Raw genomic sequence first — 11970 nt, forward strand, 5'->3', positions numbered from 1 at the left:
AATGCGATTGCTACGTCATTGCCGGGCAGCATGACGTAGCCCTCGCTCCTAGAATTTGTAGGTCACGCTGCCGAGCACCGTGCGACCGGTGCCGAGGAAGCAGTCGCCGCGCGACAGGCAGGTCGTGAGATGGCGCTTGTCGAAGAGATTGCTGGCGTTGACCTGAAGTCGCCAGGGGCCGTTGTCGTAACGGACCATGGCGTCGAACAAGGTGTAGTCGGGCGTGCGGATGGTGTCGGTGCCGTCCCAGGATTGGCCGACGTAGCGTACGCCGCCGCCGAGCGTGACGCCGGGCAGGCCGAGCAAAGTGAGGCGGTACTTCGCCCAGAGCGAGGCCTGGTGATCCGGCACGGTCTCGACATGCTTGCCGGCATTGTCGCCGCTCTCGACGCGGGCGTCGAGATAGGCGTAGGCGGCGATCAGATCGAGATCCGGCGTGACGCGCGTAAGAACCTCGAGTTCGGCGCCGCGGATGCGGACCTTGCCGGTCTGGATCGAGAGCAGCGGATTGTCGGGATCGCTGGCGAGCCTGTTCCGCTCGGTGGTGTCGAAGATCGCGCCATTGATGGCATTGCCGGGCGCCGGATTGTACTTGAAGCCGAGCTCCACCATCTCGCCGCGCTGTGGCGTGCAGGCTCCCGTGGCGCAGACACCGCTGCCGAACACCGGATTGAACGATTGTGCATAGGTGACGTAGGGCGTGACGCCGAACGGCAGCTCGTACATCAGCGCGGCGCGGCCCGTGGTCGCCTGGTAATGCTCGACCGGCGAGCCCTGCGTGTCGCTGGTGACGTAGTCGTGGCGCAGGCCGAGCACGGCGAGCCACGGCCCGAGCCGCAACTGGTCCTGAGCGTAGAGGCCGAGCTGGCTCTGCCGCAGATCGGGCTCCGCCGACATGACCGGCGGCGTGACGCCGGTGTAGACCGGCGCGTAGAGATCGAACGGCGTCGCGTCGTAGCCCCCGCCGGACGAAGCGCGCTCCTTGTAGCCGCGGTAGTCGACGCCGAACAACGTCTTGTGCAAGAGCGCGCCGGTTGCGAACTTCAGCTCGGCATTGCTGTCCGAGGTGAAATTGTCCTTGACGCTGTCCCGGGCCCAGATGTAGCGCGCCACCGTGCGACGCTCGGCATCCAGGAACGGATTGTCCGGTGTGGAATACACGTCCGGATAAAGGCCGTGATAGATGCCCTCGACATGCGTATAGCGCAGGTTCTGCCTGACGGTCAGGCCATCGTTGAAGCGGTGCTCGAACAGGCTGGAGACGGCGCCGGTCTCGGTCTGGTAGCGATCCCAGCCTGGCTCGCTGGTGAAGCGGTTGACCGGAATGAGGCCGTTGGGACCGGGATAGAGCGTCCCCTCATGCGGCAGGAACGCCGTGGAGGAACCCGTCTTGTCCTTTTGATAGGTGCCGAGCACGGTCCAGCTCGTGTTGTTGGTCGGGCGCCAGGTCAGCGACGGCGCCAGCAGGATGCGGTCGTCCTTGACGTAGTCGGTCTGCATGTTGCTGTCGCGGAACACGCCGACGAAGCGATAAAGCCACTCGCCGTCCTTGGTCAGCTTTCCCGTGGAATCGAGCTGCACCTGCTTGCGGTTGAAGCTGCCATATTGCACGCCGATCTCGTTGGCGCTTTCCGCCTGCGGACGCTTCGAGATCAGGTTCAAGAGACCTGCCGTCGAGGTGTCGCCGTAGAGCACCGAGGAGGGACCGCGCAGAACCTCGATGCGCTCCAGCGTGTAGGGCTCCGGCCGCCATTCATTGAAATTCCAGGTGTTCACCATCCGCGTGCCGTCGAGATAGATGTTCGGATCCTGGCCGCGGATGCGCGGATAGTCGCCGCGCGAGTCCGCGCCGTAGGCGTCGGCGAACACGCCCGGCACATAGCGCAACGCTTCCTGCACGGTGGTCGCGCCCTGGTCGATGACCCGATCGGCGGTCACCACGCTGATCGACTGCGGCGTCTCGCGCAGCGGCGTGTCGGTCTTGGTGCCAGTGCCGCTGTGGGTCGCGACGTAGCCGCGGACGGGGCCTGTCGCGGTCTCCGCAGCCGTGCCCGCGCCGGCCGTTTGAGTCTCGGCGTTCGACGGCGTCCGTTCGGCCTGGCGACGGCGGCTTGCCGCCTGTGCGGCCTGACGGGAGCGAACCGGACGTGCGCGCGCCGCCGGCCGCGACGATTGCTCGACCACGACGGCGGGCAATTCCTGCGGCGACGATTGCGCCTCGGCCGGCGATGCGTCCAGCAAGCCTGCCAGCAGCGGCAGTGCGCCGCCGATCAATCCCGCCGTCGTTCTCAGATATGTAGTCATTCGCGACCCCATCATTTGCGGGGCGGACGACTAACAAGCGCAGTCGACGGCTTGAAGTGCAGGAGGGACGCAATGGTCCCTCAATCATCAGATTTGGAATTAGTATACGTATAAGTAGAACGCACGCCGCTTGATTGCGGCGCGCGGATGGGTGAATGAGAGAATGGAGAAGTACGTCTCGTCGCGACCTAGACTGACGCCGTCTCGATCGACCTGCGTGATCTGCCTGCAGTCGCCTCAAGGCACCGTGGATACGCAAGGTGGCTCGCGCTACGCGCGGCCTGCTGGCAGGCTCCGTCTGACCCGCGGCGAGAGCGAAACGGCGCCGTCGACCGCGCCGGCACGGGCCGCTTCCGTCGCGAGATACTGATTGCCCCATGTCCAGAGCATGCGAACGACCGGTTCGAGCGAGCGCCCAAGCGCCGTCAAGGAATATTCGACCCGCGGCGGGACCTCCGCATAGATCTCGCGATGGATGAGGCCGGCCGCCTCGAGCTCGCGGAGCTGCCGCGTCAGCATGCGCTGTGTGATCCGGGACAGGCGCCGCTTGAGTTCGTTGAAGCGAATCGTATCGTCGAGCAGGTGATAGAGAATTACGCCCTTCCACTTGCCGTCGATCAGATCGAGGGTGGCCTCCACGGGGCATCCCACAGCACAATCATAGCTCTTGCTGCCGAGCTTCTGCATGGTTCACTCCGTGATACTAGAGGACTGGCCTGTGCGTAATTGTCAGTCCCTAATTTAGCGCGCATCGTGGCTCTCGCAAAGATAGATATCAGCGGGGCGTAACGGCCTCGGCTCGGTAGGGATCTCTGCATTCAAATCCTGCGGCAGCAGTCGGCGCAGACCGAGCGCCTGCAGGAACAACCTTACAAAACACAGGGTGGGAGCGATGCTAAGTGTGAGGAGAGGAATTCGACTGGTCATTTTTCTGTCGGCGGCAGTCGTCACGGGCGGAGCCTGTGCGGAGAGCGGAAGCGGCAACGCGGAAGTCTTCGCGAAGCTTCCCCAGTCGGTCGGCAACATTGCGTTTACGCCCGACAACCAGCTGATCTTCAGCCACCATCCATTCTTTAGCCCCGACGTTCGTGTGGCGCGGCTGACGTCGCCGACGACGTTCGAGCCGTTTCCAAATGCGGAATGGAATACGCCGCGAAAAGGGACCGACCAGTACCTCGACAACGTACTGGGCCTTCGTTCCGACGAAAGCGGTGTCGTGTGGATAATCGACATGGGATTCCGGACACAGATCACGCCGAAGCTGGTCGGCTGGAACACGCGCACGAACAGGCTGGAGCGCATCTATTACATGCCGGAGCCCGTGACCGTGAAAGGCTCTCAGCCGCAGGATATCGTGATCGACCAGAAGAACCGGAAGTTCTACATCGCCGACGAAAACATCGGGCCCGGTGGCGATGGGTCTCACGCTGCGATCATCGTCATCGACATGGATACGGGTGTCGCCCGGCGCGTGCTGGACGGCGATCGATCCACCGTACCCGAGAATGTGCCGATCACCGTGGACGGCAATGATCTGACGGTGCCCGGCAAGGACGGCAAACCTTCGCTCATCAAGGTCGGCTGCGACGGCATCACGATGGATGCCAGGTCCGAATGGGTGTATTTCGCGCCGCTCAGCGGCCGGTCGCTCTACCGCATCAAGGCCACCGACCTCGGCAACGAGAAGCTGCCCGCCGAAGAGCTGAGCGCGAGGGTGGAACGCTACTCGGACAAGCCGAACAATGGCGGCCTGTCGATCGACTATGCGGGCAACATCTACCTGACTGCGGTCGAGACCAAATCGATTGGCGTCGTCGGGACCGATCGGAAGTTTCGCACCTATCTGAGCGATCCGGACATGGTGTGGCCGGACGGGATTACTGCCTCTCCCGACGGGTACATGTACGTGTCCGCGTCTCAGGTCTCCGCAGCGGCGATGTTCCATGGCGGGAAGGCGGAAAACAAGACGCCGTATCTGATCTATCGGTTCAAGCCGATCGCCGCAGGCTATATCTCACGCTGACGGTGAGGGCGACGACCCCGGCAAGGGCAGCCGGGGCCGGAAACTGTCTTAGCGTTCTTCGTTCGCCACGTTGGCGCTCGCGAGCCGCTTCACGCGGGGCGACAGCACCGAGAGCTGCGCGGGCGAAGCGGGCATGCCGGCGACGATCATCGCGGGCGCTGCGGACTGCTCCTCGACGCCGGCGCCGCCGAGCACCTGCACCTGAGTTGTCGAGATCGGAAACGACTTCATTTCGTAAGAGGGAAGCTCGCCGGCGAGCGCCCCGGCCGAGCTTGCAATCATCGCGCCGGCAACGGCAATCATCGAGAGAACACGCATTGGAAAATCTCCGTGGAGGATGGCAATCGGAGGTTTGGTCGCGCCGATGCAGCAACAGGTTCGCTTGTGTGCGAACATTCCCATCGCCTGGGGCGAATATATTGGTTGCTTGATGCGAAGGGACGAAACGAGGAAGAAGTTTTCCTGCGCCAATGTTTCCGGACGGTTTCGCGGGAAGAGCCGATGCGCCTCGCTTAGCGCACTTGCAGATCGAGCTGCGGAGATTTGACCGGCGCGGTGGCGGCGGGAAAGCGCAGGCTCATCGTCGTGCCGCGACCCGGTGCGGACGAGATGACGAGCTCGCCGCCGTGGGCCGCCATGATCTCGCGGACAATCGACAGGCCGAGGCCCGCGCCATCGCCCGCGCCGTTGCCGGTCTGGAATGGCTCGGTGAGCCCGTGTTCGGCGCCAGCGGGCAGGCCCGCGCCGTCATCGTGAATCGAGATGCCATCGCGGCCGAGCGTGGCGGTGATGCGCCGCGCGCCACGGGCGTGGATGAGTGCGTTGCCGACGAGATTGGCGAGCGCGCTGCGAATGGCGGCGTCCGCGCCCTGTACCAGGAACGGTCCCTGGTCGGCCCGCTCCAGCGCAAGCTCGATGCCGGCGTCCAGCGCCGAGGGGCCGAAATCGGCCAGCACGTCCAGCGTGATCTCGGCAAGATCGATCGGCCGCGTCTCGATCGCATGATTCTGCAGGCGCGCGAGGTCGAGCATGGCGGAGACCAGCGAGGTAAGGCGGCGGACGTCCCGCACAAGCTCGATCTTCAGGGCCGGCTCGGGCACGTCCTCGATCTTCGCGCGCATCAGCGTCAGCGGCGTGCGGAGCTGATGGGCGGCATTGCCGAGAAAGCGGCGCTGCATCCGGATATAGGCGTCGATCTCGCCGAAGGCGCGGTTCAGCGCCTCGACCAGCGGCTTCAGCTCGCGAGGGACCTCGCACAGGGAGATCAGACCTTGTGGTGCTGCTGGGTCGATCGCGAGCGCGCGAAGCGCCACCCGTTCGATACCGCGTGAGACGAAACGCGCGGCCAGCGCCGCACCGACGGCAACGGTCGCGGCAAAGGCCAGCGCCAGCAGCATGATCGAAAAGACACTGCGGATGAGAAAGTTTCTTGCAAGCCGACCGAAACGGACGTGAGGCTCGCCGACCATCATCGCGAGCTGCAACGAACCCCGTTGCATGACGGCGAGGCAGAAGGTGCTCTTCTGGTCGAGTGTGCTGAAGACCGATGAGCCGACCGGGCCGTGATAGGGAAACGCGAAGGGGAGGGCGGGTCGGCGTTCGCTGCCGTACTCGCTGACCAGCTCGCCCGCGGACACGACGTACCACAGGTTCGGGCTGTCCGCCTTCAGCTCTTCGAGGGCGGGAGTCGGGCGCACCGTCAGGTTTTGCCCTTCGACTGTGGTTGCGCGATCAAGAACGGCGGCCACGACCCGGCAGGCCCTGAACTCGCGCTCCTCCATCGGATAGCGCCAGATGAAAAGGCCGAGCATGATCAGGAAGATCGTCGTCGCGGCGATGCCGAGCGACAGCGCAAACGTCCGGGCGATCGACGTCATCGCGGTGTTGCCAGACGCAGGATGTAGCCGATGCCGCGCATGCTGCGGATCTCGACGTCGCCGCCGAGCGCGGCCAGCTTCTTCCTCAGGCGCGAGACCTGCGCTTCGAGCGTGTTGGATTCGATCTCGTCGTCGAAGCCGTAGATCTCCTCGATCAAGGCGGCGCGGGTGATGACACGGTCGCGCCGCATCAATAACGCCGCGAGGATCAGCGCCTCGCGCCGCCGCAGCAGGATCTTGGTGTCGGCGACCACCGCTTCGTTGCTGCCGAGATGCAGCTCGACATTGCCGAGCGACAGCACCGCGGGGGCAAGCAGCCGCGGCCGCCGCAAGACGGCGCGCACCCGCGCAATCAGCTCCTGCGGCTCGAACGGCTTGCCGAGATAGTCGTCGGCGCCGCCGTTGAGGCCGTCGACGACATCCTCCTTGGCGTCCTTGGACGTCAGCATGATGATCGCGGGGCGTTCCGGCGACCGGCAGAGCGCCGTGACCACCTCGAGCGCATCGCCGTCCGGCAGCATCCGGTCGACGATGGCGAGATCGTACTTGAAATTGTTCAGCGCCTGCCGGGCGTCGGCAATCGAGCCGACGAGGTCGACGACGCCGTGCAACTGGCCGAGCAGGCGGCTGACATAGGCGCCGATCTGCGGTTCGTCTTCGATCACGAGGGAGCGCACGCGGGCCGTCCTTGACTCTGCTGGGGCAACGAACCCCGACCTTGACGCTCTCCGGCCGAATTCCGGCGTTTCGGTTCGTGCGCGAGGTTCCCTTTAAGGCAGTGAGCTTGGCGAATAAAAGGCAGGGCCGCGGGTGCCGACCGGCAGGCGCGATCAAAGTCAGCGGCGTGAACGTGTCCCGGGCAATGTTCGGGCAATGTTGGTCCGGGGGCGCGCCGGGAATGGATTGCAACGACGGCCTTGGCGCCTTGCAATCTTGGGGCAATTTTGCCGGACCACATGCTGGGGCTCCAACCACACAAGTCGACCAGGTCTGCATGGCCGGTCCGGGGCCCCGTAATGAAGCATTTTGACGAAGCCGCTCTCGATCGTGCGGCGCGCGCGCAGCCGAGCCTGCTGAGCGCATTCCTTGCCGCACTCGGCGCGATCATGGCGATCCCGCAGTCTGCAACGGCGCAGACCACGTTCACGCTGCCGGCTCCGCCGTTCGATGTGCCGATGCTGCCTTCACCCTCCGGCAACTGGACCGTCATGGTCGGCATCGGCGGCGAATACACGCCGGACTTCGTCGGGTCGAAGAACGGAAAATTCCGTCCGATCCCGATCTTTTCCATTCGTCGTGCCGGATCGATCGATCAGTTTCGCGGGCCGCGCGACAGCGCCAGCATTGCGCTGCTCGACGTCGGCAATTTTCGCGCAGGGCCCGCATTCAAATACGTCTCGTCGCGCAAGAGCGACAAATATTCCGAGCTGACCGGCCTTGGCGACGTCAAGGCGGCATACGAGCTCGGCGGCTTCGTCGAATATTATCCCGTCGACTGGCTGCGCCTGCGCGGCGAATTGCGCCAGGGCATGGGCGGCCATGCCGGCACGGTGGCCGACGTCTCCGCCGACGTCATCGTCCCGCTGATCCAGCGGCTCACGATTTCGGCCGGCCCGCGCTTCACCTGGAAAAGCACCAAGGCGACCGCGCCGTATTTCGGCGTCGATGCCGCGCAGGCGCTGGCGTCGGGACTGCCGATGTACGATGCCAGGGGCGGTGCGCACTCGGTCGGCTTCGGCAGCCAGATCTCCTATCGCATCAATCCCCAGTGGGAGGTCCACGCCTATGTCGAATACGAGAAGCTGCTCGGCGACGCCGCGGACAGCCCGCTCGTGAAGCTGCGGGGGTCGTCGAACCAGACCACCATCGGCCTCGGTGCGTCCTATTCGTTCGATTTCAGGATTCGATAGGTATGCGCCGCAGAGTCATTCTGGGTCTCGCCTGTGCGATCGCTTCCGCCGTCCTCGGAGCCGCTGCGGCGTTCGAGACGCGCGCGACGCGTCTCCAGGCGATCAAGACCGTCGGCATCGTCTCGGCCATCGGCGAGGAGATGAGCCTGACGCAGGCCGGGCTGACCGCGCTCGGCAACACCGGGCAAAGCGCCTCGATCAGCGCCTGGGGGCTCGACGACATGATCGTTCAGCAGGCGACGAAGCTCTTGAGCCCACGCTTTCGCGTGCAGGCGGTGAGCTACAGACGCGCCGCGTTCGCCGCGATCAGGGATTCAGCGGTCGCGCCCGTCAATCTGCTGCGCAGCGATCCGTTCAAGGAGCTGGTTCGCAGTGACGTCGCCCCGCAGGGGGTGGATGCCTACATCGTCATCACAAGGGCAAGATCGAAACTCGGCAATGGCCGCAACGTCGAGGGCGTCGGGCTCGCCCAATACCGGACACTGCTTGCAGACTACGGTCTGATCCACGCGCTCTACGAGGTCCGTGTGATCGACGGCAAGTCGTTCGACGTGATCGAGAAGCGGGCGGCCGCGCCGCTCGACAACACGGGGACCATGCGGCTCGCCGGCCCGAGCGGGCCGGTGGACGAGACGTTTGACGGTCCGGCGTCGGGTGAACGGCTGCGCACGGCGATCACGGATCTCATCATGCGCAGCCTTCCGGTCACGCTGAGCGACATGCACCTGATGGAAAGTCAGTGACTCCTCAGGTCACCGGCGCCGGATTGAACAGAGTGAGATCGTTGTGGATGCCCCAGCGGTCCGACCACGGCTTGGTGCGGCCGCTGGCGACGTCGAGGATCAGGCGGAACAGATCCCAGCCGGTCTCCTCGATGGTCTGCTCACCGGTGGCGATGCGCCCGGCATCGAAATCGATCAAATCCTTCCAGCGCCGCGCGAGCTCGCTGCGGGTCGCGACCTTGATCACGGGCGCCGCTGCGAGGCCATAGGGCGTGCCGCGGCCGGTGGTGAACACTTGCAGCGTCATGCCGGAGGCGAGCTGGAGCGTGCCGCAGATGAAGTCGGAGGCCGGCGTTGCCGCAAACAGCATGCCTTTCTGCGTTGCCTTCTCGCCGGGCGAGAGCACGCCGGTGATCGCGGACGAGCCGGACTTGACGATCGAGCCGAGCGACTTCTCGACGATGTTGGCGAGGCCGCCCTTCTTGTTGCCGGGCGTGGTGTTGGCGCTGCGATCGGCGCCGCCGCGAGCCAGATAAGAGTCGTACCAGGCCATCTCGCGCACCAGTGCGCGGCCGACGTCCTCGTTGATGGCGCGCCGGGTGAGGAGCTGGATCGCGTCGCGCACCTCGGTGACTTCCGAGAACATCACGGTGGCGCCGGCGCGCACCAGCAGGTCGGCGGCAAAGCCGACGGCGGGGTTCGCAGTGACGCCAGAGAACGCATCGCTGCCGCCGCATTGCAGGCCGATGACGAGGTCGGCGGCCGGGCAGGTCTCGCGCGTGCGCTTGTTGAGGATCTTCAAACGAGCTTCGGCCTGGGTCATGATCGCGTCGACGATCGCGCCAAAACCGTCGAAAGCCTCGTCCTGCATGCGGACGATGGCATCGCTGATGCCTTCCGGCACCAGCCGCTCGGGCGCGAGCTTTTCGCAGCCGAGGCTGATCACCAGAATTTCGCCGCCGAAATTGGGATTGAGCGCGAGGTTTTGCAGCGTGCGGATCGGCACCACCGCGTCGGGCGCGTTGATGGCGACGCCGCAGCCATAGGCGTGCGTCAGCGGCACGACGTCGTCGACATTCGGATATTTCGGCAACAGCTCGGCGCGGATGCGCTTCACCGCATATTCCATCGTGCCCTTGACGCATTGCACGGAGGAGGAGATGCCGAGGATGTTCTTGGTGCCGACCGAGCCGTCGGAATTGCGAAAGCCCTCGAAGGTGAAACCCTCGAGCGGCGGCAGCGGCGCGGGGACGGCGGTCGAGATTTCGAGCTTGTCGAGGGCAGGGGCCTCCGGCATGCGGATGCGCGCTTCGTCCACCCATTCGCCGGCCAGGATCGGCGAGAGCGCGTAGCCGATCACCTCGCCATAGCGGATGATCGGCGCGTCCTGTGCAATGTCGACCAGCGCCGTCTTGTGCCCTTGGGGAACGAAGGCGCGCAACGTCAGCCCGCTGGCGAAGCGCGAGCCGGCGGGAAGCCCGAAATCATTGACCACGATCGCGACATTGTCGCGCTCGTTGAGCTTGATGTAACGGGGCTGCTCTTTCGCTGCGACGTCCTGGTCCATGGAAGGACTCCGGGATTTGTAGGGTGGGTTAGCGCAGCGTAACCCACCACTGTCTGCATCCGTCGAACCAGAAGAGGTGGGTTACGCTGCGCTAACCCACCCTACGATGGTAGCTATTAGCCGGGATACGTATAAGCCGTCTTCACCGTGGTGTAGAATTCGCGCGCATAGGAACCCTGCTCGCGGGCGCCGTAGCTCGAGCCCTTCCGGCCGCCGAACGGCACGTGATAGTCGACGCCGGCGGTCGGCAGATTGACCATCACCATGCCGGACTCGCTGTTGCGCTTGTAGTGCGAGGCGTATTTCAGGCTGCTGGTGCAGATGCCGGAGGCGAGGCCGAACTCGGTATCGTTGGAGATCGCCAGCGCTTCCTCGTAGTTCCTGGCGCGGATGACGGCGGCGACCGGGCCAAAAATCTCCTCACGCGCGATGCGCATGTTGTTGTTGGCCTCGGTGAACAGCGCCGGCTGGAGATAGTGGCCGGGCGTCTCGCGCTTGAGCAGCTCGCCGCCGAAGGCGAGCTTGGCGCCCTCGTCCTGGCCGATCTTGATGTAGCGCAGGTCCTGGTCGAGCTGGCTCTGGTCGACCACGGGGCCGATATGCACGCCGGCCTTGAGCGCATCGTCCACCGACAGGCCCTTCAGGCGCTCGGCCACCGCGGCGACAAAGCGGTCGTGGATGCCTTCGGTGACGATCAGGCGCGAGGACGCCGTGCAACGCTGGCCGGTGGAGAAATAGGCGCCGTTGACGGCGACCTCGACGGCGGTCTTGAGGTCGGCGTCGTCGAGCACGACCAGCGGGTTCTTGCCGCCCATCTCCAGCTGGAACTTCTTCATCGGGTTCGAGAGCACGCAGGCCTGCGCGATCTTGCGGCCGGTCTGCACCGAGCCGGTGAAGGAAATCGCGGCGACATCCGGATGCTCAAGGAGCGTCTGGCCGACCACCGAGCCGGAGCCGACCACGAGGTTGAACACGCCTGCCGGAATTCCGGAACGGGTGATGATCTCGGACAGCGCGTGCGCGGAGCCCGGCACCAGCTCGGCGGGCTTGAACACCACGGTGTTGCCGTAGCAGAGCGCCGGCGCGATCTTCCAGGCCGGGATCGCGATCGGGAAATTCCAGGGCGTGATCATGCCGATGATGCCGACCGGCTCACGGGTGAGCTCGACGTCGAGCCCGGGGCGAACCGAGGCGCCCTTTTCGCCGATCAGGCGCAGCGCTTCACCGGCGAAGAACGCGAAGATCTGGCCGGCGCGGGCGACCTCGCCGATGCCCTCGGGGAGGGTCTTGCCTTCCTCGCGGGCGAGCAGGCGGCCGAGCTCTTCCTTGCGGGCGAGGATCTCGAGCGAAATCTTGTTCAGCGCGTCATAGCGCACCTGCGGCGTCGACTGCGCCCAGGCCGGGAAAGCGGCCTTGGCGGCGGCAATCGCCTTCTCGGTCTGCGCCTTGTCGGCCTTGGCGTACTCTCCGACGAGGTCGTTGGTATTGGAGGGGTTGATGTTCCTGGTGACGCCGGAGCCGTCGACCCATTCGCCGCCGATGAAGTTCTTCAGGATCGCAGTCATGT

The 11970-nt window shown here is 65.0% G+C and carries 10 protein-coding genes; 3 read left to right on the forward strand and 7 right to left on the reverse strand.

The features are described from left to right. Window positions 1–48: 48 nt before the first annotated feature. Together AC1RUR_RS13190 and AC1RUR_RS13195 are read right to left on the reverse strand one after the other, a co-directional pair. Window positions 49–2304: a TonB-dependent siderophore receptor gene (locus AC1RUR_RS13190; protein ID WP_492844545.1), complete on the reverse strand. Its 2256-nt coding sequence runs from the start codon at window positions 2302–2304 to the stop codon at window positions 49–51. Between the two features lie 270 nt (window positions 2305–2574). Continuing rightward, window positions 2575–2991: a winged helix-turn-helix transcriptional regulator gene (locus AC1RUR_RS13195; RefSeq protein WP_492844547.1), complete on the reverse strand. Its 417-nt coding sequence runs from the start codon at window positions 2989–2991 to the stop codon at window positions 2575–2577. Window positions 2992–3196: 205 nt separating this feature from the next. Between AC1RUR_RS13195 and AC1RUR_RS13200 the strand changes: the two genes are divergently transcribed. After that, window positions 3197–4327, forward strand: coding sequence for an L-dopachrome tautomerase-related protein (locus AC1RUR_RS13200; protein ID WP_492844643.1), 1131 nt, complete (start codon window positions 3197–3199; stop codon window positions 4325–4327). 48 nt (window positions 4328–4375) lie between these two features. On the opposite strand, the gene AC1RUR_RS13205 is transcribed toward AC1RUR_RS13200, so the two are convergent. The 3 genes from AC1RUR_RS13205 to AC1RUR_RS13215 form a co-directional block, all read right to left on the reverse strand. Then, window positions 4376–4645 carry a hypothetical protein gene (locus AC1RUR_RS13205; RefSeq protein WP_492844549.1) on the reverse strand — a complete coding sequence of 90 codons (270 nt, stop codon included), beginning with the start codon at window positions 4643–4645 and terminating at the stop codon, window positions 4376–4378. Between the two features lie 194 nt (window positions 4646–4839). Then, complete coding sequence (locus tag AC1RUR_RS13210) at window positions 4840–6204, reverse strand: sensor histidine kinase (protein ID WP_492844551.1); 1365 nt, start codon at window positions 6202–6204, stop codon at window positions 4840–4842. Further along, window positions 6201–6881, reverse strand: coding sequence for a response regulator transcription factor (locus AC1RUR_RS13215; RefSeq protein ID WP_492844553.1), 681 nt, complete (start codon window positions 6879–6881; stop codon window positions 6201–6203). The genes AC1RUR_RS13210 and AC1RUR_RS13215 overlap by 4 nt, the downstream gene beginning before the upstream one ends. A 339-nt stretch (window positions 6882–7220) precedes the next feature. Between AC1RUR_RS13215 and AC1RUR_RS13220 the strand changes: the two genes are divergently transcribed. Beyond that, on the forward strand, window positions 7221–8114 hold the full coding sequence (locus tag AC1RUR_RS13220; protein ID WP_492844555.1) for a MipA/OmpV family protein: 894 nt from the start codon (window positions 7221–7223) through the stop codon (window positions 8112–8114). Window positions 8115–8116: 2 nt separating this feature from the next. Further along, complete coding sequence (locus tag AC1RUR_RS13225) at window positions 8117–8857, forward strand: hypothetical protein (protein WP_492844557.1); 741 nt, start codon at window positions 8117–8119, stop codon at window positions 8855–8857. Between the two features lie 4 nt (window positions 8858–8861). On the opposite strand, the gene garD is transcribed toward AC1RUR_RS13225, so the two are convergent. Beyond that, window positions 8862–10403 carry a galactarate dehydratase gene (gene garD / locus AC1RUR_RS13230; RefSeq protein ID WP_492844559.1) on the reverse strand — a complete coding sequence of 514 codons (1542 nt, stop codon included), beginning with the start codon at window positions 10401–10403 and terminating at the stop codon, window positions 8862–8864. 116 nt (window positions 10404–10519) lie between these two features. Beyond that, complete coding sequence (locus AC1RUR_RS13235; protein ID WP_492844561.1) at window positions 10520–11968, reverse strand: aldehyde dehydrogenase family protein; 1449 nt, start codon at window positions 11966–11968, stop codon at window positions 10520–10522. Between the last annotated feature and the right edge of the window lie 2 nt (window positions 11969–11970).

Source organism: Bradyrhizobium sp. GW821-FHT12B03 (genome assembly GCF_058807535.1).

What these genes read in the sequence shown, in the direction of transcription:
- AC1RUR_RS13190 (WP_492844545.1), bottom strand. Translation starts at nt 2,304, where the DNA reads ATGACTACATATCTGAGAACGACGGCGGGATTGATCGGCGGCGCACTG.
- AC1RUR_RS13235 (WP_492844561.1), bottom strand. Translation starts at nt 11,968, where the DNA reads ATGACTGCGATCCTGAAGAACTTCATCGGCGGCGAATGGGTCGACGGC.
- AC1RUR_RS13220 (WP_492844555.1), top strand. Translation starts at nt 7,221, where the DNA reads ATGAAGCATTTTGACGAAGCCGCTCTCGATCGTGCGGCGCGCGCGCAG.
- AC1RUR_RS13195 (WP_492844547.1), bottom strand. Translation starts at nt 2,991, where the DNA reads ATGCAGAAGCTCGGCAGCAAGAGCTATGATTGTGCTGTGGGATGCCCC.
- AC1RUR_RS13225 (WP_492844557.1), top strand. Translation starts at nt 8,117, where the DNA reads ATGCGCCGCAGAGTCATTCTGGGTCTCGCCTGTGCGATCGCTTCCGCC.
- AC1RUR_RS13205 (WP_492844549.1), bottom strand. Translation starts at nt 4,645, where the DNA reads ATGCGTGTTCTCTCGATGATTGCCGTTGCCGGCGCGATGATTGCAAGC.
- AC1RUR_RS13210 (WP_492844551.1), bottom strand. Translation starts at nt 6,204, where the DNA reads ATGACGTCGATCGCCCGGACGTTTGCGCTGTCGCTCGGCATCGCCGCG.
- garD (WP_492844559.1), bottom strand. Translation starts at nt 10,403, where the DNA reads ATGGACCAGGACGTCGCAGCGAAAGAGCAGCCCCGTTACATCAAGCTC.
- AC1RUR_RS13200 (WP_492844643.1), top strand. Translation starts at nt 3,197, where the DNA reads ATGCTAAGTGTGAGGAGAGGAATTCGACTGGTCATTTTTCTGTCGGCG.